Origin of the sequence: Lentzea sp. NPDC020367 (assembly GCF_044387305.1) — a bacterium.
In the GTDB taxonomy this organism is placed as follows: Bacteria; Actinomycetota; Actinomycetes; order Mycobacteriales; family Pseudonocardiaceae; genus Lentzea.
This window is the reverse complement of the sequence record NZ_JBIRVV010000003.1, coordinates 445,020-470,473: the sequence shown is the minus strand read 5'-3', so window position 1 is coordinate 470,473 and position 25,454 is coordinate 445,020. Positions and strand designations below refer to the sequence as shown.

Below are 25,454 nucleotides of genomic sequence, written 5' to 3'. Positions count from 1 at the left end.
GGCTCACTCGGCTGCTCGGCGGAGCACGTACCCCACACCGCGCACGGTGTGGATCAACGGCTCGCGGCCGTCGTCGAGCTTGCGGCGCAGGTGGGAGATGACCAGCTCGACCACGTTCGAACGGCCGCCGAAGTCGTACTCCCACACGTGGTCGAGGATCTGCGCCTTCGTCAGCACGGCCGGCGAGCGCCGCATCAGGTACCGCAGCAGCTCGTACTCGGTCGGCGTCAGGGTCACGAGCTTGCCGCCGCGCCGGACCTCGCGGGTGTCCTCGTCCATCACCAGATCGGACACCTTCAGCACCGATCGCTTCCACGACGGACCCGTCGAGCGGCGCAGCACGGCCCTGAGCCGGGCCATCAGCTCCTCCACCGAGAAAGGTTTTACGAGGTAGTCGTCGCCGCCGCGGGTGAGTCCCGCCACCCGGTCCGCGGTGCCGTCACGAGCCGTCAGGAAGACCACCGGGACCATCGCCCCTGCCGCCCGCATCCGATCAAGAACGGTGAATCCGTCCAGGTCAGGCAGCATGAGGTCGAGTACGACGATGTCCGGCTGGAACTCGGCGGCCTCCCTCAGGGCCTCCTCACCGTTGAGCGCTGTCGCGGCCTGCCAGCCCTCGTACCGGGCGACCGTCGCGACCAGGTCAGCGATGTGCGGCTCGTCATCTACGACGAGCAATCGAACCGAGTTCCCCTTGTCCACGTGCTCATGGTGCGTCACCTGGTGGCTCCGCCGCTCGATCGACAGGAAGTCGACAGCGGGTGCAAAGCGGAGCCACAGCTCGAACACCAAGTATCGAGATCGACCGACAGAGACCGCCCTGACCGAGGAGCCCGCCGTGACGACCACCCTGCAGCATCCCGTGCGACCGGCTCCGGCCGGCCGGGCGACGCCGCACAAGGTGCTGGCCAAAGCCGGCCTGTACGTGTTCCTCCTGGCCAACGCGGCGTTCGTGACCTACCTGTTCAACGCGGCGGGTGTCGGTTCGAACAAGCTGGTCAACTTCGGCCGGCTGGCGGGCCTGTACGGCGCGCTCGCGATGGCGTTCCAGCTGCTCCTGGTGGCGCGGTTGCCGTGGCTCGACCGGCGCCTGGGCATGGACAAGCTCACCTCGTGGCACCGCTGGGTCGGCTTCACGATCTTCTTCACTCTGATCGGGCACCTGGTCTTCATCGCGTTCGGCAACGCCGGCGCCGAGGGCCCGATCGCGGAGGTCATCCGGCAGGCGACCGAACTCGAGGGCATCCTCCGCGCACTGGTGGCGTGGGCGATCATCATGGTCGTCGGCACGGTCTCCGCCCGCTTCGCGCGGCGCCGGATGGCCTACGAGACCTGGCACTTCATCCACCTGTACACCTACGTCGCGATCTTCCTCGCGTTCTCGCACCAGGTCGCGGTCGGCAGCACGTTCCGCAAGTCCGCGCTCGCGACCGGCTACTGGTGGGGACTGTGGGCGTTCGCGCTCGGGTCCGTCCTGGTCGGACGCGTGGTGCTGCCCTTCTACCGGAACTGGAAGCACCAGTTCCACGTCGCCGCTGTGGTGCCTGAGGCGCACAACGTCGTCTCGGTCTACATCGAGGGCAAGGACCTCGATCAGCTCGGCGCGAAGGCCGGCCAGTTCTTCCTGTGGCGCTTCCTGACCAAGGACCGCTGGTGGCAGGCCAACCCGTTCTCGCTGTCCGCGGCGCCGAACGGCAAGTACCTGCGACTCACCGCGAAGGCCCTGGGCACCGGCAGCGCGGACATCCGCAACATCAAGGTCGGCACGCGCGTGTTCGCCGAGGGCCCGTACGGCGCCTTCACGACCATGCACCAGACCAAGCCCAACGCGCTCCTCGTCGCGGGCGGTGTCGGCGTCACGCCGGTCCGCGCGCTGCTGGAGGAGATCAAGGGCCACGTCGTGGTGCTCTACCGGGTCAGCGACCCGCGCGAGGCCGTCCTGCTGCGTGAGCTCGAAGGGCTCGCCAGGGCGAAGGGCGCGGTGCTGCGCCTGGTCACCGGTTCGTCGAAGACCATCACCGCGAACGGCCCGTTGCTCGGCCCGGAGAACATCGCCGCGCTGGTGCCGGACGTGCAGGACCGCGACATCTTCATCTGCGGCCCGAACGGCATGACCGACGCGGTGATCACGAGCCTCGACGAACTGGGAGTGCCCGCCAACCAGATCCACGCCGAGCGCTTCGCGCTGGCCAACTGAGAGGGTCCGACGACGTGAAGAGGGCAATTCCCGTTCTGGCACTGAGCATGGCCGGCCTCGTTCCGGTCTGGATCTACTCGCCGGGTGCGGCGCACGAGGGCGAGATCAACGAGGTCGCGGCGGCGCCGACCCAGGAACAGCAGCAGCAGACCACCCAGCAGACGGTCCCGAAGACCACCGGTTCCGCGCCGAAGACGACGGGCGCCGCGCCCAAGACCACGACCCAGCAACAGCAGACCCAGCAGCAGGCCCAGAACCGCACCGTGCCAGGGCCCGCGGTGAACACGTCCGAGGGCACCGTGCAGGTGCAGGTGACGCTGCAGGGCACCAAGATCATCGACGTGAAGGCGTTGCGGGCGCCCAACAGCGACCCGACCAGGATGGCGTTGCCGCTGCTGAAGCAGTCGGCGTTGAAGGCGCAGAGCGCGGACATCGACACGGTCTCCGGCGCGACCGCGACCTCCGAGGGCTACAAGAAGTCGCTCCAGGCCGCACTCGACGGGGCGAAGTAGTGGCGGTGCGGCGCGTCGAGCACATCATGGGGCTGCCGATCTCGGTGGACCTCCGTGACGGCGACGCCGCGCTGGCCGAGCGGGCGTTCGCCTGGCTGCGCGAGGCGGACGCCCGGTTCTCGCCGTTCAAGCCCGACAGCGAGGTGTCCCGGCTGGACCGGGGTGAGCTCACCAGGGAAGAGCTCACCCCGGATCTGGTGGAGGTTCTCGCGCTGTGCGACTGGTACGAGGAGTCGACGGGCGGCGCGTTCACGGCACGGGTGCCGGGACGCGGGCTCGACCCGTGCGCGGTGGTGAAGGGCTGGGCCGTGCAACGGGCGGCGGACATGCTGCGCGAGGGCGGCGCCACGACGTTCTGCGTCAACGCGGGCGGCGACGTGGTGACGGCCGGCGAGCCCGAGCCCGGAAAGCCTTGGCGCGTCGGCGTTCGGCATCCCGATCTCGCCGACCAGCTCAGCGTCGTGCTCGGCGTGCGGGACGGAGCCGTTGCCACGTCAGCGTTGTACGAACGCGGGCAGCACATCCTGGACGGCCGCACCGGTCAGCCGGTCTCGGGAATTCTTTCGGTCACCGTTTTCTCCGACGACCTCGCGATCGCGGATACCACTGCCACAGCGGCGTTCGCGCTGGGCAGGGACGGAATCGAGTGGGCGGCGGAGCAGGAGGACTGCGAGATCTTCATCGTCGACGAAGACCGTCGCGTCTTCTCGAGCCCTGGACTTCCCGTACACATCTGTTAACATGCTCGCCCAACGGAGCCTTGACTCCGGGGCACGTTTTCGTTGATCAAGAGCTGGATCGGAGCTCGCGCTCGGGGCAAGACCCGGCCTGCTGTTGACCAACTACTCGTGCGAGAAGGCCTGCTGCGGCGCGAATTCGGGAGCGCACCCAGCAGGCCTTTTCTCTTTTGGTCAGGCGTACCGGTCCTCGTTGAAGTCCAGGTTCACCGCGGACATGCCCAGATCGCGGCCCATCGCGTCCAGCACGTCCACCATCTCCAGCCCCATCAGCCAGTCGCGGGGCAGTGCATCGGTGCCGTGCAACGCGCCGAGCACGTTGCCGGTCAACGCCGCCGTGGCGTCGCTGCCGCCGGAGTGGTTGGCGGCGGCACGCATCGCGTCCACGAACTGCGACGGCTTCGGGTGCGTCAGCACGGTGTAGACCGCGATGGCCAGCGCCTCCGGGCCGGTCCAGCCGCTGCCGAGCCGGTCGACGCGCACGGGTGAAGAACCGTCGTGGTCGTCCGCCAGCACCACGGCACGGGTCAGCACCGTCGCCGTGTACGTGTCGTCGCGCAGCACGCGGCCGATGACCTGGTCGATCGCCTCGCGCAACGGCCTGGCCTTCACGGCGAGCAGGTGCACCAGCAACGCCAGCGCGCCACCGGACACCCAGCCGCCCGTGCCGCCGTGCGTGAGCGCGGCGAACCGACAGCCGAGGTCGTAGGCGATCGCGGCGGACGGCGCGAAGCCCGCGGGGGCCGTGCGCGTGACGCCGTTGCAGCCGGACGACTCGTTGTGCGGGTTCTCCGGAGTGGACGGTGTCTCGGCGGCCAGCGCGCGCAGGCACGTGAGGCCCGGTGAGCGGCTCTCGTACAGCCGTTCGTCGGCGAGCAGTCCGATCGCGCCCCGCTCGGGGGCCGGCTGCTGCTGGGTGATCAGCCAGCGCCGGTAGCTGTGCCAGACCATCTCCGACGGTTCCCAGTCGCCGGTCCGCTTCCCGCGCACCCAGGCGCGCAGATAGCCGTCGGCGGTGAAGAGCGTCAGCTGGGTGTCGTCCGTGAAGAGCGCAGGCTTCGGCGGCCCCAGCACGCCCTCTGGGCCGTGTTCGCGCTGGATGTCGGCCCAGCCGAGGTACTGCACGGGGGCACCGAGGGCATCGCCGAGGGCGCCGCCGAGGAGACACCCGGCGCCGCGGTCAACCACGGTATTTCGATCTCGCGGCACGTGTGAACAGTAGCGTCCCGCGAACTTGGGCCGTACTTGTATCTGAGACTCGGGCTTGCGCACCTTCTGAAGTGACGAGGTCAGCGCACCGGAGGAGGGGCATGCGGAGCAAAACCGGACTCGAGTTCGGCGTGCTCGGTCCACTCCAGGTGCTCGCGGACGGACGTCTCGTCCAGCTGGGCCGCCGTGGCATGCGCGGACTGCTGGCCATGCTGGTCGTCGAGGCGAACCGACCCGTCTCGATCGACCAGATCGTCGACGCGCTGTGGACGGACACGCCTCCGGCCACCGCGCGGACGATCGTGCACGGCTACGTCTCGCGGCTGCGCAAGGTGCTGGAGGAGTCCGATCCCGCGGGCTCCGCGACGATCCGCACCACGCCGACGGGCTACCAGCTGGCCGTCGACCCGTGGCGGCTCGACCTGCACCGCGCCCGGCAACTCGTGGCGTCGTCGCGCGGCAAGCCCGCCGCCATCAGGGCGGGCCTGTTGCGCGAGGCGCTGGGGCTGTGGCGCGGGCCGGTGCTCGCGGACGTGCCCGGCGACCCGATGACGTCGGATCTGGAGGAGCTGCGGCTGTCGGCGCTGGAAGAACGCATCGACGCCGAGCTCGAACTCGGCCGCCACCTGGAACTGGTCGGCGAGCTGCGCGGGCTGTGCACCGAGTACCCGTTCCGGGAACGCCTGGTCGCCCACAGCATGCGCGCCTCGTACCGGTCCGGTCAGCGCGCCGACGCTCTTGAGGCCTACCAACGGTTCCAGCGCCGCGCCGTCGAGGAGCTGGGCATCGATCCTGGACCGCAGCTGCGGTCGCTGCACGAGCAGGTGCTGCGCGACGACCCGTCGTTGAGCGTGGTCGGCCCGGTCGAGTCGCGTCCCGTCGCCCCGCGCGCCGGGATCGTGGCCCCCGCGTTGCTGCCCGCGTCCGCGTCGAGGCTGTTCGGCCGCGACGACGACAGGTCGTGGCTCGACAACGTGTGCTCGACCCGCAATCTCCTGGCTACTTCCGTGGCCGTGCTGACCGGCGCGCCCGGTGTCGGCAAGAGCGCCCTCGCGATCACGTGGGGGCACGAGAACTCCGAGATGTTCCCGCACGGCGTGCTGTTCGCCTCGCTGGGCGACACCGAACCGGGCGAGGTGCTGACCCGGTTCCTGGTGGCGATGGGCGTGCCGGCGGACGGCGTGCCGGTCGGCGTCGAGGACCGCGTCGGGCTGTACCGCTCGCTGCTCAACCGCCGCCGCGTGCTGGTGGTGCTGGACGACGCGACGTCGTTCGAGCAGGTCCAGCCGCTGCTGCCGCCCGGTTCGGGCTCGGTGGTGCTGGTGACGTCGCGCTCCCACATGGAACGGCTCGTCGTCACCAACAGCGCCCGCGTGCGCAAGCTCGGCCCGCTGGACGACGAGGCGGCCCGTGCGCTGGTGGACGACGTGCTGGGCAGGCCGCTGTCGTCAGAGGACCCGGTGGCCGCCCGCAAGCTCGCCGAACTGTGCGGAGGGCTGCCCCTCGCGTTGCGGGTGGCCGCCGCGAAGCTCGTGATCAGTCCGGAGTGGACGGTCGAGGAGCTCGTGGGCGAACTGGCCGACGACGGGCAGCGGATGCGCGGCCTCGACCTGCCGGAGGCGGGCGTCGGGGTGTCGCGGGCGCTGGACCTGTCGACCCGCGACCTGCCGTCCGAACTGGGCGAGGTCTTCCAGTCCGTCGGCCTCGCGCCCGGCCGCTGGATGTCGCCTCACGCGGTCGCCGCGCTGACCCGCATCCAGGTCGAGTCCGCCCGCTCGCGGCTGGCCCAGCTCGTCGGGGTCAACCTGCTGGTCGAACCGTGGCCGGACGGCTTCACGATGCACGAGCTGGTGCGTCTGTACGTGCGGGGAGCGGGCCGCCCGGACCTGGACTCGTTGCGGCGCCTGGTGAACTACTACCTCGTCGCGTGCGACCACGTCCGCCGCGCTATCCGCCCGGCCCGTGACGGCCTGGACTTCGCCTTCGGGGACAACGGTTCCACCGCGTTGCCGGCGTTCGGCGACCCCGTCGACTGGTTCGACCAGGAATGGCCCAACATCGTCGCGGTCGTGCACGCGTCCGCCGAAAGGGGCCTGCACGACCAGGTGTGGCAGCTCGTGCGGCTGCTGCACCCCTACGCGACCGTGCGCGCACTCACCGGCGAGTGGGTGGCGTTGGTCGGGTTCGGCCTGGCCGCGGCCGAGGTGACGGGGAGCCGCCTCGGACAGATCCTCATGCTGGACACGACCTACACGACGAACGCCCGGCTGGGACGTCCTGTCCTGCTGCCGGACGCTCGCCGCGCGCACCGGCTCGCGACCGAGCTGGGCGAGCGCCAGTACCTGGTGCTGACGCTCGCCCAGCTCGCCGACGTCCTGTTCCGCCTGCAGCAACACGACGAGGCGCTGCTGCACTTCTGGGAGTCCGTCCAGCTCGCGCAGCAGTCCGGCGACATCGTCGGCGAGGCGCACGGACTCAACAACGTGGCACAGGTCGAACAGGCCCGCGGCCACGTGGAGGTTGCGCTGCAGCACCAGGCCCACGCCGTCGAGGTGTACCGGCGGTCGGGCGACAACGTGGCGTTGATCCGCGGTCTCGCCAACCTCGCCGAACTCCACCTCCAGGCCGATTCCCTGGACCAGGCAGAGACGCTGGCCCGCCAGGTCGTCGACCAGGCCGTCGTGGCGGAGGTCACGTACCTCGAGGGCTTCGGCAGGCACGTGCTCGGCGGAGTGTTGCTCCGGCGGGCGGAATGGGTTGCTGCAGCAGCGGAATTGACGGAGGCGCTGCGCCTGTACGCGCAGGTCAACTCGGCCCGTGCGGTCGAGGTGCGGGCCGCTTTGGACTCACTGTCGTCCGAGGTTTAGCGGTCGTTTAGTCGTCTGGTCCCAAAGCATGGGATGTTGGACTAGCAGGCCGCCGAGTGGGGGATTACCGAGGGGGTAAGGCGCCTGCTTCTGGAGGGCCCGACCGGCACTCGGGGGAGAATGCCGGTCGGGCCTTTCGCTGTTCGCCGGGCCCCTCGCGGCCGAGCCACTAGCTCAAAGTTTGGTCATGACCGTTGAATGATGGGGAAACGGTGTTCTGCCTGGGGACCATGTTTTTCGGCACGACGGTGGACGACGAGACGTCGTTTGCAGTCCTGGACCGCTTCGCGGAGTCGGGTGGCACGTTCCTCGACACCTCCAACAACTACGCCTTCTGGACCGACGGCGGTGAGGGCGGCGAGAGCGAGGCGTTGCTGGGGCGGTGGATCGCCGCCCGCGGCCACGAGGACTTGGTCGTCGCGACCAAGGTGGGCGCCATGCCCACGGACGTCACTCGCGGCCTGGACGCCGCGGAAGGCTTGTCCGAGAAGGTGATCCGCGCCGGTGTGGACGCATCGCTCAAGCGGCTCGGCGTCGACCGGATCGGGCTCTACTACGCGCACGTCGACGACCGTTCGGTGTCGCTGGAGGAGACCGTCGGAACGTTCGGGGCCCTCCTCGCCGAGGGCAAGATCGCGCGGGCCGGCTGCAGCAACCACCAGCCGTGGAGGTTGGAACGGGCTCGCGCCGTCGCGGCCGCGCAGGGCTGGGAGGGCTACACCGCGATCCAGCAGCGCTACACCTACCTGCGGCCGAGGCCGTGGGCGGACTTCGGCGTCCAGGAACACGTGACGCCGGAGTTGCTGGACTACGTCCGCGCCGAATCCGCCGTGACGCTGCTGGCGTACTCGTCGCTGGCCGGCGGCGCCTACACGCGCGCGGACAAGAAGCCGGGATCCGCGTACCGGCACGAGGGTTCGCCGGCCCGGCTCGCCGTGCTGCACGAGGTGGCGGCGGAGTCCGGCGCCACGGCGAACCAGGTGGTGCTGGCCTGGCTGCTCGCTGCCGGGATCGTGCCGGTCCTGGGCGTGAGCACGGTCGAGCAGTTGGACGAGTGCCTGGCGGCCGCGGATGTTCGGCTCGACGCGGATCAGGTCAGGCGGCTCGACGTCGCCTGACCCGTCGGGGCGGGGCGGGGTCCCGCCCCGCTCACGTGAGGCTCTCGTCGCTGCAGCGCGCGAGCGGCAGCAGGTCGGGCCGCTTGGGCGCGAGACCGTCGCCCATCGACTCGCCCCTGAGCGTGCGGCCGATCCACGGCACCACGTGCTCCCGCGCCCACTTCAGGTCGGCTTTCCGCTGGGTGACCCAGTCGATCTGCTCCAGCGCGGGCCACGGCGCGTTCCAGGAGTGGTCGTCGGTCAGCCCGAGCACCTCGGCGGTCTTGAGCGCGACCCGCTGGTGCCCTTCCGGCGACAGGTGCAGCCTGTCCGCGCTCCACGCGCGACGGTCGTGCAGCGCGTGCATCGACCACAGGTCGACCATCCGGCAGTGGTAGCGCTCGGCGATCGACCACAGGTGCGTGTTGTAGATGGCGATCTTGCCCCGGAGGCTCCTGAGCAGCGGGGTGGATCGGGTGTCGAAGCCGGTGAAGATCACGACGTCGCACCCGGCGGCCCTGAGGTCGGCCACCGCCACCTCGTAGACCTCCGCCAGCGCGTCCGGATCGCTGTTCGGCACCATGATGTCGTTGCCGCCGCCGCAGAACGTGACCAGGTCCGGCTTGAGCGAGATGGCGAGCGGCACCTGCTCGTCGATGATCTCCTGCAGCATCTTGCCGCGGATCGCGAAGTTGGCGTACCTGAACTCAGGCGCCTGCTGGGCGATCATTCCTGCCAGGCGGTCGGCCCAGCCCACGTAGGTGTCTCCGGGGCCGGGGTCGTCCATGCCCTCGGTGAAGCTGTCCCCCAGGGACACGAGACTGTTCCATCGCAGCAGCACAACATCCCCCTTACTCGTGCGATCCAACTGCCGGCGGGCTCCCGTCCGCAGGCGACTAGTTAGCATGCACAACGAACCGCTGGTTACGCCACCGTCGGTTACGGCATCGTAAGTTTTGTCGCAGTGGGTGACGATTCTTTTACCACTCGATCGAGCGATGCTTGAGGGTTTTCCGGGGGATTCGTCTCATTCGTCGCTACCTTCTGCCGGGTGCGTTCTGGTTTGCCGCTTCCGTTCCTTTCGTTCGGTGTAGCGCTTGTCACAGCAGGAGTGTTGGTCGCCGTCGCGCTGACCGGTCCGGCGTCGCCCGGTGCTGGCGGTCCCGTGCTGGTCACGCCGCCTCCCCATTCCAATCCGGTGGTCACGCCGAGGGAGAGCGTCGCCGCGACGACCGTGGTGCCGTCCAGGTCTTCTGGATCGCCCGCAGTCTTGCCCACCGATGTTTCATCTGATGCCCCGAACGCGGAAAACCCCCGCAGCGACCTCGGCGCGTGAGGTCGCTGCGGGGGCCGTAGGGCCTTTCCGAGGAGGCGCCGCCGCCGGTCCTGCCCCCTCGGAAAGGGTTGGGGCCACTGCTCGGGACGCCGCCGCCGATCTGCCCCGAGCAGTGGGGTTGGGACCGTCTCAGGGGGCGCCGCCGCCGATCTACCCCCTGAGACGGGGTCTGTGGGCCTAGCCGCTGGCCGCCACGTCCAGCGCGGCCGCCGGGACGTGCTCGCTGTAGGCCGAGCGCAGCCTCAGCTCTGCGCTCGGCGAGGCCCCGATGTGATCGAGGCCGAGGAGCGCCGCACCCACCACGGGTGGCACGTCGACCAGGCGGACCTGGGCGAGTGGGGCGGCTTCCAGGATCTGCTGGCGGACCGGGCCGACCACCACGTCACCGGTGTGGGTCAGGACTCCGCCGCCCAGCACCACGTCCACGGGCTCGTCCATCAGGTCGAGCTTGCGCATGGAGACCGTGGAGAGCACGACGATCTCCTCGATCAGGCGGTCGACCTGGGCCAGCGCCACGGCGTCACCCTGCGCGGCCACGTCGAAGACCAACGGGCACAGCGCGTGCGGGTCGAGTTCGATCTCCTCGAAGTGGATCTTCTCGACCACGTTGAAGATCGACGTCTCGCCGTAGTGCGCCAGCAGGGCGTCGAGCAGCAGCGTCGGCTTGCCCCGGCCGTCCTCGGCGCGCACGGCGTGCCAGAGAGCGTCGTTGCCGAGCTGGCCGCCGCCACCCCAGTCGCCCGAGATCGCGCCCAGGGCGGGGAAGCGGTGGGTCCGGCCGTCTCGGGCCACACCCACGGCGTTGATGCCGGCGCCGCAGACGACCGCGATGCCGCCCGCCGCCGCGGTTCCTGCCCGCAGCAACGCGAACGTGTCGTTGCCGACGAACGTCGTCTTCGACCAGCCTCGCTCGGTGATCGCCCGCGTCAGGTCCTCCTCCTCGCGGGGCAGGTCCGCCCCGGCGAGGTAGGCGGACGTGTGCGCGGCGATCGGTTCGTCGGGGGACAGTCCCGCCTGAGCTGCGGCCTCGCGTGCCAGTCCCTCGAACACGTCGAGTCCGCGCTTCATGCCCACGGTCTGCGGCGGGGCACCGGGCCCGCGCACCTGCGCGAGCACCTTGCCGTCCGCGTCGACCAGGAGCACCGCGGTCTTGCTGTTCCCGCCGTCGATGGCGAGCACACGGTCGGTCATCGTTGTCAGTTTCCCTTCACCCACGGCAGCAGGTCGCGGTTCTGCGCGATCAGCTCGTCGGCCAGCTGGTCCGCGATGGCGTGCTGGCCGATCAGCGGGTGGGCGAGCAGCGCGTTCGCCACTCGGTCGCGGCCACCGTGCTTGGCCGCTTCCAGCGCCAGGTACTCGTACGCGGTGACGTGCGAGATCAGGCCGGAGATGGACGGTTCCACGGGACGGACCGGCAGCGCTTTGCCGCCGTTCGAGTCCACAGTGGAGGACACTTCGATCACGGCGTCGTCGGGCAGGAAGGGCAGCGTGCCGTTGTTCTGCACGTTCACCACGTGCTTCTCAGCGCCTGCGCCACCGGTCAGCGCGTGCACGAGCTGCACGGCCGCCTCGGAGTAGTACGCGCCGCCGCGTTGCGACAGCTGCTCCGGCTTCGTCACGACCGACGGGTCGCCGTAGATGTCGAGCAGTTCCTTCTCGACCGCGGCCACGACTTCGGCGCGCGGCGGTGAGGTGAGCTGCTTCTTCACGACGGCGTCGTGGTTGTAGAAGTAGTTCAGGTAGTACGACGGCACCATGTTCAGGCGCCGCATCAGACCGCCGTCGATGCCGATGTGCTCGGCGAGGCCCTCGACGTGGTCGGCGAGCAGCTCCGGCAGGCGGTCGACGCCGTCCACGTACACGCCGCGTTCCCACGTGAGGTGGTTCAGGCCGACGTGCTCCAGCTCCACAGTGGACGGATCCACGCCGAGCAGTGCGGACGTCCAGCGCTGGAACGTGATCGCCACGTTGCACAGGCCGATCGCCTTGTGACCCTCCTGCAGCAGTGCACGAGTCACGATGCCGACCGGGTTCGTGAAGTTCACGATCCACGTGTCGGGGCCCGCGATCCGGCGCACCTTGTCCGCGATGTCCAGGACCACCGGCACGGTCCGCAGGGCCTTGGCGAGGCCTCCCGCGCCGGTGGTCTCCTGGCCGACGCACCCGCAGGTGAGCGGGAACGTCTCGTCCGAGGCGCGCGCCTTCTGCCCGCCGACCCGCAGTTGCAGCAGTACAGCCGACGCGCCCTCGATGCCTTCCTCGAGCGACGTGGTGGTGCGCACCTTCGCCGAGTGACCCGCGTGCTCCAGCAGCCGCTGGCTGAACGGGCCGATCAGTGAGAGGCGGTGCTCGTCCGGGTCGACGAGGACGATCTCGTCCACCGCCAGGCTGGTGCGACGGCCGGCGATGCCGTCGATCAGCTCCGGTGTGTAGGTGGACCCGCCACCGACGACGGTGAGTTTCATCCCTTGACTCCCGTGAACGTGATTCCCTTGACGAACGACTTCTGGGCGAAGACGAAGAGGACGACGGCCGGGATCATCGTCAGGAACGTGACGGCCATCGAGGAGTTCCACTGGACGATGTGCATGCCCTTGAACGTCGCCAGTGCCAGCGACAACGTCCACTGGTCCTTGACCTCGCCGGTGTAGAGCAACGGGCCGAAGTAGTCGTTCCAGGTGAAGAGGAAGCAGAACAGCGCGGTGGCCGCGATGCCCGGCTTCGCCATCGGAATGATGATCCGGGTCAGCGCCTGGAACTCCGAGCACCCGTCCACCCGTGCCGCGTCCACGTAGGACTGCGGGATGGTGAGCATGAACTGGCGCAGCAAGAAGATGCTGAACGCGTCGAACAGGAAGTACGGCGCGATCAACGGCACCAGCGTGCCGGTGAGGTTCAGCGACGACCAGGTGTCGTACAGCGGCACGGCCACGACCTGCGGCGGCAGCATCATCGCGCCGATGACGAGGATGAACGCCACGTTCCGGCCGCGCCACTTCAGCTTCGCGAGCGCGTAGGCCGCAGGGATCGACGAGATCAGCATGCCCAGCGTCGCGAGCAGCGAGTAGGTGAGGCTGTTGATCAGGTACTGGAACAGCGGGGCCTTGTCGAAGACCTCGACGAAGTTCTCCCAGTGCCATTCGGTCGGCCACAGGTTCGAGGTGAACGCCTGGTCGTCCGACATCACCGCGGTGAGGAAGACGAACACGACCGGCGTGGCGAACATCAGGCCGAGCGCGAGCCCGATCGCATGCGTCGCGACCCAGTTCAGGATGCCGCCGACGTCGCGCTTGCGACGTGGCTGCTCCGGTTCCGCTGGGACGTCGACCGGTGGTTTGGTCAGCGTGGCGGTCATGCTCCCGGACCCCCTTCCTCAGCGGTGGAGTTCTTGCGCATCCGCTGGACCAGCACGATGGTCACGGCGAACGAGATGATGAACAGGACCGTGGCCATGGCGGCCGCGTAGCCCATGTCGAAGTAGCGGAAGCCTTGCGTGTACAGGTAAACCGGGAACGTCAGCGTCGAGTTGTCCGGGAAACCGAGATATTTGGTCGATCCCGTCGCGTCCGCCGCTCCCGAGCCGGCCGACCCCGCGACGACCGCCTGTGTGAAGAGCTGCAACGCGAGGATCACCGAGTTCACGATGCCGAAGAGCAGCACCGGTGAGATCGACGGGAGCGTGACGTGCCACCAGCGCCGGATCGGGCCGGCGCCGTCGAGTTCGGCCGCCTCGTACTGCTCCTGCGGCACGTCCAGGATCGCGGCGAGGATGATGATCATCAGGTCGCCGGAGATCCAGAGCATGATCGCGGTGATGCCGGGCTTGGCCCACGCCGGGTCCGAGAACCACAGCGGTGACTCGAGCCCGAAGACGCCGAGGAGGCTGTCGAGCGGGCCGCCGTTGGGCCGCATCACCATGAAGAACACGAGTGTCGCGGCCACCGGCGGTGCCAGTGAGGGCAGGTAGCAGAGCGTGCGGATCAGACCGACGCCCGACTTCAGACGAGCGATGACCGACGCCACGCCCAGCGCGAACACCGTCCGCGCGATCGTGAGCACGACGACGAACCACAAGGTGTTCGCGATCGCCTTGGTGAGCAAGGGATCTTTGAACATGAACTCGTAGTTGGCGAGTCCGTTGAACTCCGGCGGGTTGATCAGGTCGTACTTCGTGAAGCTGAAGATGACCGTGGCGACCAACGGGTACACGAAGAACAGGACGAAGCCGATGATTGCCGGGGCCATGAACCCGAGCACGGCTAGACGGTGGCGGGAACGCGCCCGCCCCTTGCCGGGGGCGGGCCGCGCGCCGAGCGTGGCGGTCATCTGGCGAATCCCCTACTTGCCGCTCTTGGCGATCTGGTCGTCGATGTTCTTGTCGACTTCCTTGAGGCCTGCCGCCAGGTCCGGGACCTTGCCGGACTGGTAGGAGACCGAGAAGTCGGTGACAGCCTTGATGTGCGCGTCACCGATGGGCGTGACCGGGTTGCCCTTGAGCTTGTCGCTCTTGGCCAGGTCGATGAACGTCTTGAACTGCTCGTCCACCTCGAGCTTGGAGCTCTCCATGGCGGCCTTGGTGCTCGGGACGTTCTTGATGGCGTTGGACAGGTCGACGATCGTGTCGGTGTCGAACGTCAGGTGCTTGATCAGCTCCCACGCGGCGCCGGGGTTCTTGGCGCCCTTGGGAATGCCCATGATCGTTCCGGTGGTGAACGCGGTGCCGTAGTCGGCGGGCTTCCAGGTCGGGAACGGAGCCGTGCCGAACTTGATCTGCGGCGCCTGCGCCTTGAGGAAGGCGGTCCGGTACTCGCCGTCGATCATGATCGCGATCTTGCCCTGGTGGAACGCGTGGTCGGCCGAGTACTCCTGGCCGAGACCGGCGCGGAACCGCTCCAGCGCGTCGTAACCGTAGAAGTCGACGAGCTTCTTCTGGAAGGTCATCATCTCGGTGAAGCCGGGGGAGCTGGCCAGGCCGGACTTGCCGTCCTTCTCCCACTCCGCGCCGAACGTCGGCGCGAGGATGGTCGGGCGGTTGGCGTAGAAGCCCATCGTGGGCAGGTAACCCGCCACCTCGATGTCACCGTTCGGCGCCTTCTTGGTCGCCTTCACGGCCGCGTCGTACAGCTCGTCCAGCGTCTTCGGCGGGTTCGTGATGCCGGCGCCCGAAAGCAGGTCCTTGTTGTAGTACATGGCGTACACGTCGGTGAGCATGGGCATCGCACAGCGGTTGCCCTTGTACTCGGTGTACTGCTGCACCGCGGGGGAGAGCTGGTTCAGGTCGACCTTGTCGCGGTCGATGTAGGACTTCAGCGGCTGGAACGCGCCCGAGGAGCAGAACTGGCCGATGTTGTCCGTGGTGAACGACAGCGCGACGTCCGGAGTGTTGCCCGAACGGATACCCGCGGTGATCTTGTCGTCGTCCTGCGAACCCTCGTGCTTGATCTCGATGTTCGGGAACTTCTTGTTGAAGGTCTTGAGCGCCTTCGTGACCTCTTCGTACTCGCGGTCGGAGTAGTTGCTCCAGACCGTGAGCGTGAGCTTGTCGTCCTTGCCAGGAGCAGCGGCGGCATCGGAACTCGCGCCGCCACCCTTGCCCGCCGCACATGCGGTGAGGGTCAGCGCTGCGGCGACACAGAGCAAGGCAGCACGGGTGTGCTTGCGCATGTGCACTCCTTCTCGATCAACGTGGGGACCCGGCGACCACTGGGCCGCGGAATGGAGCCGTGGTGGCTGCCGGGAGGCCGAACACCTCTTCGCGGGCAAACGCGAGTGCCGAGTGCAGTGCGCCACTGCGCACCGGTTTCCCGGTCACCAAAGCCAGCTGGATAGGTGTTCTCGGCACCACCAGTTGCCGCAGTTCCGCGGCAACGAGGTCGTTCAGCGTGGTTCCGCCTGCCTGCGCGATGTCGCCGGACAGGAGGATGAGTTCCGGGTCGAGCACCGCGACGACGCTAGCCACGCCCGTGGCTATGCGCTTGGCGAGATCGCCCATGAACTCACGGCCCGACGGACCCGCGGCCAACGCCTTGCGCACGGCACCGTGGCCGTTGCGCGCGGCGAGCCCGTGGGCGCGTGCGAGCTTGCAGATCGACGTGTTGCTGAGCAGTTCACCGAACGTGCCGCCGGAGCGGTCCGTGTCGGTGTCGGCCGCCGCGCGGTCGGGGATCATCAGCCCGTCGATCTCGCCCGCGCCACCGGAGGCGCCGCGCAGCAGCGATCCGTTGACGACGACGGCGGCACCGACGAGGTCCGCGGGCCAGATGACGACGAAGTCGCTCACCTTGGTGGCCCTACCGGCGACCATCTCCTCCAGCGCGACGAGGTTGACGTCGTTCTCGACGCTCACCGATGTCGCGAGCTGCTCCCGCAACTGGCCGGGCATGTCGAAATTGCTCCAGCCGGGCAGATGTGGTGCGTAGGCGAGCTCACCGTTCGCGGGGTTCACCGCTCCCGGACAGCCCACCACGACGTGCAGCAACTGGTCGGCGCTCAGACCCGCTTGCCCGCAGGCCTTGCCGACCGCGCTCACGAACGCCTCCAGCACGCCGTGCTTCGCGGGCATCGGCGCCTTGTACTCGGTGAGCACGGCACCGGAGATGTCCGCGATCGCGATGTCGACCGTCTCGGGGGTGAGATCGACAGCGGCGATGTGCGCAAGCGCCCCATTGACCGACCACAGCTGGGCTCGCGGCCCGCGCCCGCCGCCACGCAGTCCGTTGCGGACCACGGTGTCGGCTTCTTCGAGCCTGGTGAGCAGCTGTGCGGTCGCCGGCTTGGAGAGGCCGATCAGACCTTCCAACTCCGACCTGGTCAGCGGCCCGTTGCGCAGCAAAGCCTCGATGGCTGCGCGGTCGTTGATCTCCCGCAACAGTCGTGGGCTTCCGGCACGCATTAGGTCCGCTCCTGTCTGTTAACTTTCCAGACGATTTCGGCAGACGGTAGTGACCTGGTTCACCGGGGTCAATCCCCGATATGGGTCCGTTACCTGAGTTAGGTTCGCCTAAGGCACCCTGGAACCATGACCGACGTGCGCCAGGAGTCGCTCGCATCACTGCTCGGAGGCCGGGGCGGCGCCCTCGACGCCTCCCTGCCCCCTCTGGCGTTCGTCGCGGGCTGGCTGCTGTCCGGGCACTCGATCGGCGCGGGAGCCGTGGCCGCCGTCGTGTGCGGCGTGGCGATCGGCGTCTTCCGCCTGGTGCGAGGCGAGAAACCCCGCGCCGTCCTGCTCTCGTTGCTGCTGGTGGTGGCCGCCGCCCTGGTGGCTCTCTACACGGGCCGCGTCGAGGACTTCTTCCTCATCCAGCTGCTGTCCAACGTGGCCTCGGCCCTGGCGTGGGCGGGCTCGATCGCGGTGCGCTGGCCGTTCCTCGGACTGGTCGTGGGGACTTTGCTGGGGCAGAAGACCCGGTGGCGCCGAGATCCTGCCCTTTTGCGCGCCTACTCGGTCGCGTCGTGGGCCTGGGTCGGTCAGTACGTGCTGCGGGTCGCCATCTTCACGCCGTTGTGGCTCGACGCGCAGGTGTTCTGGCTGGCGACCCTGCGGGTGGCGTTGTCGTGGCCGTTGCAGATCGTCTGCATTCTGGTGTCGGGGTGGCTGCTGAAGCGGGCGCTACCGAACGGGCATCCCGGGTTCCGGCATCCGCAGGTGCCGGAGTCGACTTCCAGGTCGGCGGACTAGGGGTACGCCCTACTAGGGTTGCGGAAGGAACCTTTTGCAACTTGGCGACCGGAGTGGACATGTACGTCTCGCAGGTGAAGCTGCGGAACATCAAAGGGTTCCACGGCGCCCGCGAGGTGGACCTGACTCTCACCCGGCCAGACGGCTCGCATGCGGGATGGACCGTCATCGCCGGACGGAATGGTTCGGGCAAGTCCACTTTGCTCCAGTCGATCGCCCTCGTCCTTGCCGGTCCGCACACTGCGCTTACCGTCGTACCTGACTTCGAGAACTGGACGAGTCACGAAGCTGAGCAAGCATTTGCGGACGCGCGGGTCCACGTGCCCGCGGGAATCGATCCTGCTGTCTCGGGAACCGACCGTTCCGAGAGATTCATCGATCTTTCTCTCCACTGGCGTTCTGGGAGCCTGTATTCGAGTTTGAACAACGCGATGGACGAGTGGAAGAGATCCACTTCCGCCGAATGGTTGTGTGCGGCGTATGGGCCATTCCGGCGCTTGGGGGGCTCCATTCCCAAGTCAAATCGCGGGCTGAGCATCACGACGTTGTTCGACGAAGGCGTCTCGCTCGCGGAGGGCGTCAGCTGGTTGAAATGGCAGCATCTGCGGGCGCTGGAGGGCGAGCCTGGATCGGATCGACTCAAGCGAGTCGCGCTCCGCCTGCTGAGCGCTGGTCTACTTCCCGATGATCACAAGGTCGAGGACGTCACGTCGGAAGGGCTCTGGGTCAGCCGCGGCACGCGGCGGTTCCCCTTGCGGGAGACAAGCGACGGCTACCGGACTGTGATCGCGATGGTGGTAGATCTCCTCAGCCAGATTCACAGGGCGTTCGGAGAGATTCAGGCTGACGGCGACGTGATCACCGCTCCTGGCGTGGTGATCATCGACGAGGTCGATGCCCACCTTCACGTCTCATGGCAGCAGCGCATCGGCGGCTGGCTCAAGGCTCACTTCCCCAACATCCAGTTCATCGTGACGACGCACAGTCCGTACATCTGCCAGGCCGCGGACCCCGGCGGTCTGATCCGGTTGCCTGGGCCAGAGGAACAACTGCCTCCGCACGTGGTCGACCAGGATCTGTACGAGCGCGTCGTCTACGGCAGCGGCGACGACGCGGTCCTCACCGAACTGTTCGGCCTCGACTCGGCCTACTCGGAACAGGCCGAGCGGCTGCGCAAGCAACTCGTCGAGCTGGAGGTCAAGGTCATCGCAGGCCACGCCGACGAGCAGGAAGTCCAGCGGTACAAGGAACTCAGGGAGAAGCTGACGAGTTCGCTGACCACGCGTGCCGAAGAGGTGGCGGCTCGATTGCGCGACGCATGATCAGAATTGTTCGATCTGATCTTCCGCCGAGCGCGGTGGCACGAATGGACACGTTGACTCAGGCGATCGACGTGACTCCGCCCGACGAACGATGTGCGAAAGCTCGTGCGTCCTGGCGTGCTTCGCCCGTCCGAAAGTCCATCAGAACCGTGCTCAGCGACATGGCGGCAGGGTTTGGTACCTGCATGTACTGCGGTGAAAGTCGTGGCACTGACATCGACCACTTTGAGCCCATCGCCCGCAACCCACTGCGCACCTTCGACTGGCTCAACCACCTCCTGGCCTGCTCGACCTGCAACAGTCACCAGAAGCGCGACCAGTTCCCGGTCGACGACGTCGGCGATCCGTTGCTGATCGACCCCACAGCCGAAGATCCGTTCGACCATCTGCTGCTGACGCTGTCCATCGGGGTCTACAGCCCGCTGACCCCGAAGGGGCAGGCAACCATCGATGTGTGCGGGCTGAACGACCGCGGACTGCCGACGGGCCGAATGCATGCACGCAAAGTGGTGCGGTCTGTTCTGCGTGACTGGGACCGGGCGCGTGAGCGCAACCGCTCGGACGAAATGCTGGAACACGTTCAAACCGTGCAGGACCAGCCGTTCGCGGACGTGTGCCAGTCCATGTTGCGGCAGGCGTTCAGCCCAGGCGCGGACATCGTGTTCAGCGACTCTCCGGATCTGCTCGCCCTCCTGCGGAAACCGGAGCTGCGCAAGGCGTTGCTGAGGTAGGTCAGCGCTTCCTCTTCTTGCTGGAGCCCGGCACCGTCCCGGTCTTGGGCGGAGGCGGCGGCGGTTCGGGGAACGCCTCGACGTAGTCCTGGGTCCCCATGAATCCCTGAAAGCCTCTGAACGCGAAGCGATAGGCGACGTAGAAGAAGGCGACGGCGACGAGTCCGAGCCCGGCGATGATCACCTGGCCCTGTTTGTCCAGACCGCCGGTCGTGCCCCAGTCTTCCTGCAGTTCCGGCGAGCCGGTGACGAGCGACAACGCGATCATCGTCAGCATGTAGAGCGGCATGAGGAAGAAGCCGGCGATCAGGATCAGGTGGTACGGGCGCTTGTCGCTTCGGTAGTTGCTGACGTACTGGCCCCTCCGCAGTCGCTCACGATGAATGGTCGTGTCGTGCGTCGGAACACCGGCGTTGAGGCACCAGGTCTCGGTGGTGAGTGGTTTCTCGTCGAGTTCGATGCCCGCCGATCGTGTTTCGACCGCCGCGAGTGCTGTTCGTCCGACCTTCTCCGTGACGGGGATCAACAGCTCGCGTGCGGTGCCGATCACGTGGAGCGCGGGACCCGGTCGCACGTCGAACGTCCTGGCGTTCGCCTCTTTCCTCGCTGAGAAGAGGAAGACCGTGCAGGTCATCTCCTCCTCGACTTCGACGAGCTCGATCGAGCGCAGTGCGGTCCACGGGACCGCGACCACGTCACGCGACCGCTTTCGCCGTGAGGTGAGGCTGTCGAGGACGAGACGGTCCTCTCTCACGCACAGCCTGACTTTCAGCCCTCGCAACGGGAACGGGATCTCCAGCTTCGAACTGACCAACGCGGGCGTGACCGGTCGGGTGGTGACCAGAACAACCGCCTCGCTCAACGCCCAGCACGCCACCACCAGCCCCACGGCGATCAGCAACGCGACAGGGCGCCCGTGGTCACCGGTGATCTGCAACCCCTGGAAGAGCGCGTAGAAGACTCCGGGGAACGCCGCCCAGCGCGTCCAGACCCGCCACATGGGTACTCGCCGCCAATGCCAGCAGAGACCGATGATGGTGATCACCCAGAACGCCACCGCTCCGTAGGCGAGTTCGCTCCCGCCAACCGGCGTGACCGATCCCTGGCCGGCGAGCGTGCTGCCCCAGGAGCCCAGCCGAGCGGCGACGACCAGCGCCAGGACGGCGGCGAGGGCGATCAGCAGCAGGCCCGCTGCACGGCGGAGGAACCGTTCGATCACAGCTCGCCCGCCATTCGCTGCTGCTGCCAGTACTCGCGCCACTCCTGGTCACGTGCGTCCTGCTTGACCTGCGCGTCCGCCTCGCGATGGGTTTGATCGCTCCACTCCTGGGCCATCGCGTTGCCGAGGACCTTCGGGTACCTGGGCAGGGCGATGCCGGGAAGCTCCTTTCCGCCCGCAGTGGGAATGACCTCGCGATCGAGCATCTTGGCCGCGTTGTCGAAACGCGGGTCGTCGAGCTTCAGATCGCCGCGGAGGTTGGCGTTGGCGTTCTCGCCCAGCAGGCGTTTGACCTCGCTGTGCTGGACGTCCAGCTCATCACCGCGCTTGCCGAGTTCCTTGAGCTTGTCGACGTCTGAGGCGTCGAGCTTGCCCGCCTGCGCCTTCTTCGCCATGTGCAGCGCTTGCTGGGAGTGCTTGACGGCGTCCTGGTTGTACTTCTTGACCGTGCCGTCGAGGTTGCGGGTCGTGCCCTTGATCATGTCGCGGGACTTCTTGGCGTCGTCGGCGACCTTCTCCAGCTGCTTGACGACCTTGCTGATCTTCTTGGCGTTCTTGCCCGCGGTGATCGTGCCCTGGACGACCGTGTCCGCGATGAACGCGGCCTGCGAGGCGCCGAACGTGATCGGCGTCAGGGCACTGGCCGCCGCGAACTTGATGATCGCGTTGGAGACGAAGCTCGCGATGGCGTCACGGACGGCTCCGCGAACCACGCCGACAGCCGACGCGGCGACGGTCATCGCGGAGGCGGCGGAGGTGGCGTGGCTCGCGCCGCCGGCCACGACGTTGGAGAAGTCCTGCACGGCCTTGCGATAGCCGTCGACGGCGGCGCCTTGGGCCTGGCTCAGCGAGTCGATGGTGCTGGAGTACTTGTCGGCGGTCTCCTGCATGCGTTTGGCGATGTTGCTCCACGTCAGTGCCATCGCGTTCACGGCATCGGGGTCACCCGCGAGGAGGTCGAGACCCTCTTTGAGGAACCCGATGTGCTCGATCAGCCAGCCGATTCCCGCGGACAGCAGGCTGCCCATCGGGTTCGTCACGAAGCCGAGCAGGTCCATGCCGAACGCTGCCGCGTCGCCGGCCATGGCGCCCCAGTCGCCCTTGATGCCGTCGTAGATCAGGTTGGCGGAGCTGCTGAAGATGCCGGCCGCGTCCCAGGCCTGGGTAGGGCTGTCGAAGTTCGACTTCTCCGCCAGGCTCGTCGGGTCGAACTTCTCGGTCGCGTTGAGCGGGTTCTGCGGTTGCTCGCTCACGGCTGCACCCCGTCGAGGCCTTCACGCAGCTTCTTGAACGACTGCGCCACGGCCGCGTCCTGTTCCGCGTAGGCCTGGCGCATGCCCGAGAAGCGCTCGACCACGTCATCGCCGGCGGCTTTCACCGTGTCGACGTAGGCGTTCGCGTCAGTGGTCCACCGCTGCATGATCTCGGCGAAGAACATGCCGACGACACCCCACGCCTGTGGATTGCCGATGTAGTCCGAGCCTGCTTCGGCGGCGGAGGGAAGGCCGGCGAGGAGGGCCTTGAGCTCTCGCTCATGGGCCTCCAGGGCCGCGAGATCGACTTGGAAGCCCGACATCACCAGCCACCTTCCTTCTTGAAGAGGCTGCGCTGGTCGTAGTCCGTGTCGTCGTCCTCGGCGGGGCGCCGGGCCGGGCGAGGTGCGGGCGGCTGGGATGCGGCCGCGTCCTGTTGTTCCTCGTTCACCACGAACTGTTGTGGTGTCGGAGGTGCGAGGTCCTCGTCCGGGATGTCGATCGGCGGGATCTGGGACTGGACGAACTGCATGGCCTCGCTGTTGTCGCCGATCAGTGGGGCCATGATCGTGGCGATCTGGCCCACGGCTTGGGCCTGGGCGCGCTTGGCCGTGGACATGACGAGAGCTGCCAGACGGTCCTTGGGCAGGTCGTCGGCCTTCGTGCCGAACGACAGGCTGAGCAGCGCGCCCCCTGCGCTCACGCTCACCGTCACGGCGCCGTCAGTGCTGGTGGCGGCGCCGGTCAGGTTCGCGATCTGGGACTTGGCTTCTTCCGCCTGTTCGAGCAGGGCGGCGGTGCGCTGCTCGTAGTCCGCGATGAGCTGGTTCGGATCGGTCATGGGTCCCCCTTGCGCGTGCGTGAGGAGGACGCTACCGAGAGTTACCGGGGCGTGCTGGGGAATCGGGCGAAACGCAGGAAGGCGGACCAGCCCTCGGCGGAGAGCGGGAGATGGCTGGTGGGCGCCTTGCTGTCCCGGATGCCGACACCCTTGCCGACCTCGACACAGTTGTTGCCGCCACCGCTGCGGCTGCTCTTGCGCCAGATGGTCATCAGAGACCCTCCAAGATGTCGTCGATCACCGTCCTCGATTCTTCCTCAGTCAGAGCGAGGGCCGCGAGGTCCGTGAGGATGCCCTCGTGGATCTTGATGGTGTCCGCGTCGTCGAAGAACAGGCAGTAGTTCACGCTTTCGACGTAGACGACGGGCGGGTACTTGCGGAACTTCATCATCCGGAAATCACCGGCGGTACCCGAATGCATGCCTGCGGACCGAGGAACGATCCGCAGGCTGATGTACTTCCGCACGGACATCCTGAGCAGGTGGGCGAGCTGTTCCCGCCACACCTCCAGGCCGCCGACCGGGAGCCACAACGCCTGTTCGTGCACGAAGAACGTGAACTTTCGGCCTGGCTGCAGGATGTCCGCTCTGGCTGCTCTCGCGGCAGCGACCGTGGGGACGTTTTCTTCTTTGACCGAGGGCGCGTGCTCGGTGACGACGTAGCCGTACTCGGGTGTTTGCAGCAGACCAGGCACGACGATCATCGACCAGTCGAGGATCTCTTCGGCGTCCTGTTCCTGGTCGATCAGCGTGCGTACCTGGTCCGGTACACCGTCGTCGGGCATCTGGAGCCAGGCCTTGCCCGACTCCCGAAACAGTGCAGGCAGGTGCGCTCGTTCCTCGGACGTGGCCCGGCAGTAGGCGAGCAGCAGCATGACTTCCTGCTCGGTGACGCCTCCCTTGCCGAGGGTCATGTCGGAGATCTTGGCTTCCTGCCAGTCAAGCAGTTCAGCGAGCTGGCGGTGGGTGAGCCCGGTCCTCGCGATGACGGCGCGAACGCCACGACCGAACTCCCGCCCCACCACGCTGGACGATCTTTTGGGCATGCGGGAAAGCTAGGCCCGGCGGGTCATCCTTCTCCATTGTTTCCGGTCAAATGTGCCTGAAGGTAGGACGCATGGAGCGGCTCCATGTTTCGGATGATCTTGCCGCTCGACGTTCGCGGAAGTGTGTCCATGACGAGGATTTGGGCGGGGAGCTTGAATTCCGCGAGTCTTTCCGTGCACCACTCCGACAACGCTTGTGCCGTGAGCGTGTCACTGGCCGTGCCGACGTACGCGCGGATTTCTGGCTTTCCCACCGCGACGGCCTCGGTCACCTGCGGGTGTCCACGCAGGACGTGTTCTACCTCGGTCAGGTCGACCTTGTTGCCGCGCACCACGACCAGTGAGTCCGCGCGGCCTAGCAGCCGGAGTTCGCCGTCGCCGGAGAACTCGCCCCGGTCGCCCGTGCGGAACCAGCCGCCGGAGAAGCGCGACGGGTCGTTCTCGGACAGGTACGGCGATTCCGAAAGCGCCACCTCGACGAGGCCGTTGCGCACGCGGGCGGTGATGCCCGGCATCAGCTTGCCGACGGATGGGCGGACGGTGCCGTCCACCGCCATGGTCAGTGCGCCGGTTTCGGTGGTGCCGAAGCATTCGCCGACCGGGAAGCCGTAGGCGGTGGCGAACCTGTCGGCCACGTCCTGCGGCATCATCTCGCCGCCGGCGAACGCGCCGCGGGCCGTGCGCAACGCGTCGCGGTCGGGTGAGGAGGCCAGCAGGTCGAAGTGGAACGGCAGGCCGGTGACGAAGTCGACCTCGTGTGTTCGTGCCTGCCGCAGAACTGCTTCTGCTGAAGGGTTTTCGGCGAACACGAGGTGCGCACCGACCGCCAGCGAGTGCAGCAAGCCGCCGATCAGGCCGAAGCTGTGGGCGGGGGAGTTCAGCAGCAGGAAGCGCTCGCCGCCGCGCACCACGCCGTCGGACGCGGCGAACCGCGCCACCTCGGCGATGAGGGACTCGGTGCTGCGGCCGATCACCTTCTGGCGGCCGGTCGAGCCGGAGCTGAACTGGACCAGCCGGTGCGGGGTCGTCGCGGGGACGCCGGGTGCGTGTTCGACGACCAGGCCGTAGCGCTCCTGGAAGCCCTGCGCCGGACTGCCGCTCGGGTGCACCAGGAACTCGGGGCGCGTCAGGTCGTGCAGGACATGGGTTTCCGCCGGGCGCAACCGGTGGTCGATCGAGATCACCTGCGCGCCGATGCTCCACAACGCGAGCACGGCCTCCAGTTGGCTGAAGCTCGGCGGCACCTGGACGGCGACCGCGCTTCCCTCACGGATGCCGACGGCTTCGAACCGTGCGGCGTGCGCGGAGACGTCGGCGCGCAGCAGGCCGTGCGTGACTGTGTTGCGGTGACTGAAGATCGGCAATTCGTCGCCGTGCCGGTGCAACAGGTCGGTGATGAACTCGCGCATT

The 25,454-nt window shown here is 67.7% G+C and carries 25 protein-coding genes; 8 read left to right on the top strand and 17 right to left on the bottom strand.

Annotation, left to right across the window (positions count from 1 at the left end; all coding sequences use genetic code 11):
• Positions 1-3 precede the first annotated feature (3 nt).
• Positions 4-702: a response regulator transcription factor gene (locus ACH413_RS14565; RefSeq protein ID WP_211335635.1), complete on the bottom strand. Its 699-nt coding sequence runs from the start codon at positions 700-702 to the stop codon at positions 4-6.
• A 136-nt stretch (positions 703-838) separates the two neighbouring features.
• Here ACH413_RS14565 and ACH413_RS14560 point away from each other — a divergent pair, with 136 nt between their 5' ends.
• Genes ACH413_RS14560 through ACH413_RS14550 form a run of 3 tightly spaced genes read left to right on the top strand, consistent with a single transcriptional unit; the run spans position 839 to position 3,449 of the window.
• Positions 839-2,197 (top strand): ferredoxin reductase family protein, encoded by a 1,359-nt coding sequence (locus tag ACH413_RS14560; protein ID WP_360048678.1) that lies wholly within the window; start codon positions 839-841, stop codon positions 2,195-2,197.
• 14 nt (positions 2,198-2,211) lie between these two features.
• Positions 2,212-2,709: an FMN-binding protein gene (locus tag ACH413_RS14555; protein WP_360048677.1), complete on the top strand. Its 498-nt coding sequence runs from the start codon at positions 2,212-2,214 to the stop codon at positions 2,707-2,709.
• A 5-nt stretch (positions 2,710-2,714) separates the two neighbouring features.
• The gene (locus ACH413_RS14550) at positions 2,715-3,449 is read left to right on the top strand and encodes an FAD:protein FMN transferase (RefSeq protein WP_360048676.1); all 735 of its coding nucleotides are present in this window, start codon (positions 2,715-2,717) and stop codon (positions 3,447-3,449) included.
• Positions 3,450-3,620: 171 nt separating this feature from the next.
• Here the strand turns inward: ACH413_RS14550 and ACH413_RS14545 are convergent, their stop codons facing one another.
• Positions 3,621-4,634, bottom strand: coding sequence for an ADP-ribosylglycohydrolase family protein (locus ACH413_RS14545; RefSeq protein ID WP_360048675.1), 1,014 nt, complete (start codon positions 4,632-4,634; stop codon positions 3,621-3,623).
• A gap of 122 nt (positions 4,635-4,756) precedes the next feature.
• Here ACH413_RS14545 and ACH413_RS14540 point away from each other — a divergent pair, with 122 nt between their 5' ends.
• Both ACH413_RS14540 and ACH413_RS14535 read left to right on the top strand, forming a co-directional pair.
• Positions 4,757-7,522 (top strand): BTAD domain-containing putative transcriptional regulator, encoded by a 2,766-nt coding sequence (locus ACH413_RS14540; RefSeq protein WP_360048674.1) that lies wholly within the window; start codon positions 4,757-4,759, stop codon positions 7,520-7,522.
• 230 nt (positions 7,523-7,752) lie between these two features.
• Entirely contained in the window at positions 7,753-8,640 is an 888-nt protein-coding gene (locus tag ACH413_RS14535; RefSeq protein WP_360048672.1) for an aldo/keto reductase, read from the top strand.
• Between the two features lie 31 nt (positions 8,641-8,671).
• Here the strand turns inward: ACH413_RS14535 and ACH413_RS14530 are convergent, their stop codons facing one another.
• The 8 genes from ACH413_RS14530 to ACH413_RS14495 all read right to left on the bottom strand — a co-directional run bounded on the left by ACH413_RS14530 (position 8,672) and on the right by ACH413_RS14495 (position 16,847).
• Positions 8,672-9,460 (bottom strand): SGNH/GDSL hydrolase family protein, encoded by a 789-nt coding sequence (locus tag ACH413_RS14530; protein ID WP_360048670.1) that lies wholly within the window; start codon positions 9,458-9,460, stop codon positions 8,672-8,674.
• Positions 9,461-9,558: 98 nt separating this feature from the next.
• Positions 9,559-9,897: a hypothetical protein gene (locus tag ACH413_RS14525; protein WP_360048668.1), complete on the bottom strand. Its 339-nt coding sequence runs from the start codon at positions 9,895-9,897 to the stop codon at positions 9,559-9,561.
• A gap of 235 nt (positions 9,898-10,132) precedes the next feature.
• Complete coding sequence (locus tag ACH413_RS14520; protein WP_360048667.1) at positions 10,133-11,146, bottom strand: BadF/BadG/BcrA/BcrD ATPase family protein; 1,014 nt, start codon at positions 11,144-11,146, stop codon at positions 10,133-10,135.
• 5 nt (positions 11,147-11,151) lie between these two features.
• Positions 11,152-12,420, bottom strand: a complete 1,269-nt coding sequence (locus tag ACH413_RS14515; RefSeq protein ID WP_360048666.1) for a 6-phospho-beta-glucosidase — start codon at positions 12,418-12,420, stop codon at positions 11,152-11,154.
• Positions 12,417-13,310 (bottom strand): carbohydrate ABC transporter permease, encoded by an 894-nt coding sequence (locus ACH413_RS14510; protein ID WP_360048664.1) that lies wholly within the window; start codon positions 13,308-13,310, stop codon positions 12,417-12,419. Before ACH413_RS14510 ends, ACH413_RS14515 begins: the two co-directional genes overlap by 4 nt.
• Positions 13,307-14,281 (bottom strand): sugar ABC transporter permease, encoded by a 975-nt coding sequence (locus ACH413_RS14505; RefSeq protein WP_360048663.1) that lies wholly within the window; start codon positions 14,279-14,281, stop codon positions 13,307-13,309. The genes ACH413_RS14510 and ACH413_RS14505 overlap by 4 nt, the downstream gene beginning before the upstream one ends.
• Positions 14,282-14,293: 12 nt before the next feature.
• Positions 14,294-15,619: an ABC transporter substrate-binding protein gene (locus ACH413_RS14500; protein ID WP_360048661.1), complete on the bottom strand. Its 1,326-nt coding sequence runs from the start codon at positions 15,617-15,619 to the stop codon at positions 14,294-14,296.
• A gap of 16 nt (positions 15,620-15,635) precedes the next feature.
• Positions 15,636-16,847 carry an ROK family transcriptional regulator gene (locus ACH413_RS14495; RefSeq protein ID WP_360048659.1) on the bottom strand — a complete coding sequence of 404 codons (1,212 nt, stop codon included), beginning with the start codon at positions 16,845-16,847 and terminating at the stop codon, positions 15,636-15,638.
• Between the two features lie 126 nt (positions 16,848-16,973).
• On the opposite strand from ACH413_RS14495, the gene ACH413_RS14490 reads away from it, so the two are divergent.
• From ACH413_RS14490 to ACH413_RS14480, 3 genes are all read left to right on the top strand, one after another.
• Positions 16,974-17,633 carry a DUF3159 domain-containing protein gene (locus ACH413_RS14490; RefSeq protein WP_360048658.1) on the top strand — a complete coding sequence of 220 codons (660 nt, stop codon included), beginning with the start codon at positions 16,974-16,976 and terminating at the stop codon, positions 17,631-17,633.
• Between the two features lie 59 nt (positions 17,634-17,692).
• On the top strand, positions 17,693-18,955 hold the full coding sequence (locus ACH413_RS14485) for an AAA family ATPase (RefSeq protein ID WP_360048656.1): 1,263 nt from the start codon (positions 17,693-17,695) through the stop codon (positions 18,953-18,955).
• Between the two features lie 149 nt (positions 18,956-19,104).
• Complete coding sequence (locus tag ACH413_RS14480) at positions 19,105-19,686, top strand: HNH endonuclease (protein WP_360048654.1); 582 nt, start codon at positions 19,105-19,107, stop codon at positions 19,684-19,686.
• Between the two features lies 1 nt (position 19,687).
• Here ACH413_RS14480 and ACH413_RS14475 read toward each other — a convergent pair whose 3' ends face one another.
• From ACH413_RS14475 to ACH413_RS14445, 7 genes are read right to left on the bottom strand one after another with little or no spacing between them, the layout of a single operon-like run.
• Positions 19,688-20,905 (bottom strand): hypothetical protein, encoded by a 1,218-nt coding sequence (locus ACH413_RS14475; RefSeq protein WP_360048653.1) that lies wholly within the window; start codon positions 20,903-20,905, stop codon positions 19,688-19,690.
• A complete protein-coding gene (locus ACH413_RS14470) occupies positions 20,902-22,158 on the bottom strand; it encodes a hypothetical protein (RefSeq protein ID WP_360048651.1) in 1,257 nt (418 codons plus the stop codon). The genes ACH413_RS14475 and ACH413_RS14470 overlap by 4 nt, the downstream gene beginning before the upstream one ends.
• Positions 22,155-22,481 carry a hypothetical protein gene (locus ACH413_RS14465; protein WP_360048650.1) on the bottom strand — a complete coding sequence of 109 codons (327 nt, stop codon included), beginning with the start codon at positions 22,479-22,481 and terminating at the stop codon, positions 22,155-22,157. Before ACH413_RS14465 ends, ACH413_RS14470 begins: the two co-directional genes overlap by 4 nt.
• Positions 22,481-22,999, bottom strand: a complete 519-nt coding sequence (locus ACH413_RS14460; RefSeq protein WP_360048648.1) for a YbaB/EbfC family nucleoid-associated protein — start codon at positions 22,997-22,999, stop codon at positions 22,481-22,483. The genes ACH413_RS14465 and ACH413_RS14460 overlap by 1 nt, the downstream gene beginning before the upstream one ends.
• A 41-nt stretch (positions 23,000-23,040) precedes the next feature.
• Positions 23,041-23,211, bottom strand: coding sequence for a DUF397 domain-containing protein (locus tag ACH413_RS14455; protein WP_360048646.1), 171 nt, complete (start codon positions 23,209-23,211; stop codon positions 23,041-23,043).
• On the bottom strand, positions 23,211-24,044 hold the full coding sequence (locus ACH413_RS14450; RefSeq protein WP_360048644.1) for a helix-turn-helix transcriptional regulator: 834 nt from the start codon (positions 24,042-24,044) through the stop codon (positions 23,211-23,213). Before ACH413_RS14450 ends, ACH413_RS14455 begins: the two co-directional genes overlap by 1 nt.
• A 23-nt stretch (positions 24,045-24,067) precedes the next feature.
• Positions 24,068-25,453 (bottom strand): class I adenylate-forming enzyme family protein, encoded by a 1,386-nt coding sequence (locus ACH413_RS14445; RefSeq protein WP_360048642.1) that lies wholly within the window; start codon positions 25,451-25,453, stop codon positions 24,068-24,070.
• Between the last annotated feature and the right edge of the window lies 1 nt (position 25,454).

Coding starts and splice junctions, on each gene's coding strand:
- ACH413_RS14540 (WP_360048674.1), top strand. CDS start 4,757: ATGCGGAGCAAAACCGGACTCGAGTTCGGCGTGCTCGGTCCACTCCAG.
- ACH413_RS14535 (WP_360048672.1), top strand. CDS start 7,753: ATGTTTTTCGGCACGACGGTGGACGACGAGACGTCGTTTGCAGTCCTG.
- ACH413_RS14520 (WP_360048667.1), bottom strand. CDS start 11,146: ATGACCGACCGTGTGCTCGCCATCGACGGCGGGAACAGCAAGACCGCG.
- ACH413_RS14515 (WP_360048666.1), bottom strand. CDS start 12,420: ATGAAACTCACCGTCGTCGGTGGCGGGTCCACCTACACACCGGAGCTG.
- ACH413_RS14510 (WP_360048664.1), bottom strand. CDS start 13,310: ATGACCGCCACGCTGACCAAACCACCGGTCGACGTCCCAGCGGAACCG.
- ACH413_RS14505 (WP_360048663.1), bottom strand. CDS start 14,281: ATGACCGCCACGCTCGGCGCGCGGCCCGCCCCCGGCAAGGGGCGGGCG.
- ACH413_RS14500 (WP_360048661.1), bottom strand. CDS start 15,619: ATGCGCAAGCACACCCGTGCTGCCTTGCTCTGTGTCGCCGCAGCGCTG.
- ACH413_RS14495 (WP_360048659.1), bottom strand. CDS start 16,847: ATGCGTGCCGGAAGCCCACGACTGTTGCGGGAGATCAACGACCGCGCA.
- ACH413_RS14490 (WP_360048658.1), top strand. CDS start 16,974: ATGACCGACGTGCGCCAGGAGTCGCTCGCATCACTGCTCGGAGGCCGG.
- ACH413_RS14485 (WP_360048656.1), top strand. CDS start 17,693: ATGTACGTCTCGCAGGTGAAGCTGCGGAACATCAAAGGGTTCCACGGC.
- ACH413_RS14465 (WP_360048650.1), bottom strand. CDS start 22,481: ATGTCGGGCTTCCAAGTCGATCTCGCGGCCCTGGAGGCCCATGAGCGA.
- ACH413_RS14460 (WP_360048648.1), bottom strand. CDS start 22,999: ATGACCGATCCGAACCAGCTCATCGCGGACTACGAGCAGCGCACCGCC.
- ACH413_RS14455 (WP_360048646.1), bottom strand. CDS start 23,211: ATGACCATCTGGCGCAAGAGCAGCCGCAGCGGTGGCGGCAACAACTGT.
- ACH413_RS14450 (WP_360048644.1), bottom strand. CDS start 24,044: ATGCCCAAAAGATCGTCCAGCGTGGTGGGGCGGGAGTTCGGTCGTGGC.
- ACH413_RS14445 (WP_360048642.1), bottom strand. CDS start 25,453: ATGCGCGAGTTCATCACCGACCTGTTGCACCGGCACGGCGACGAATTG.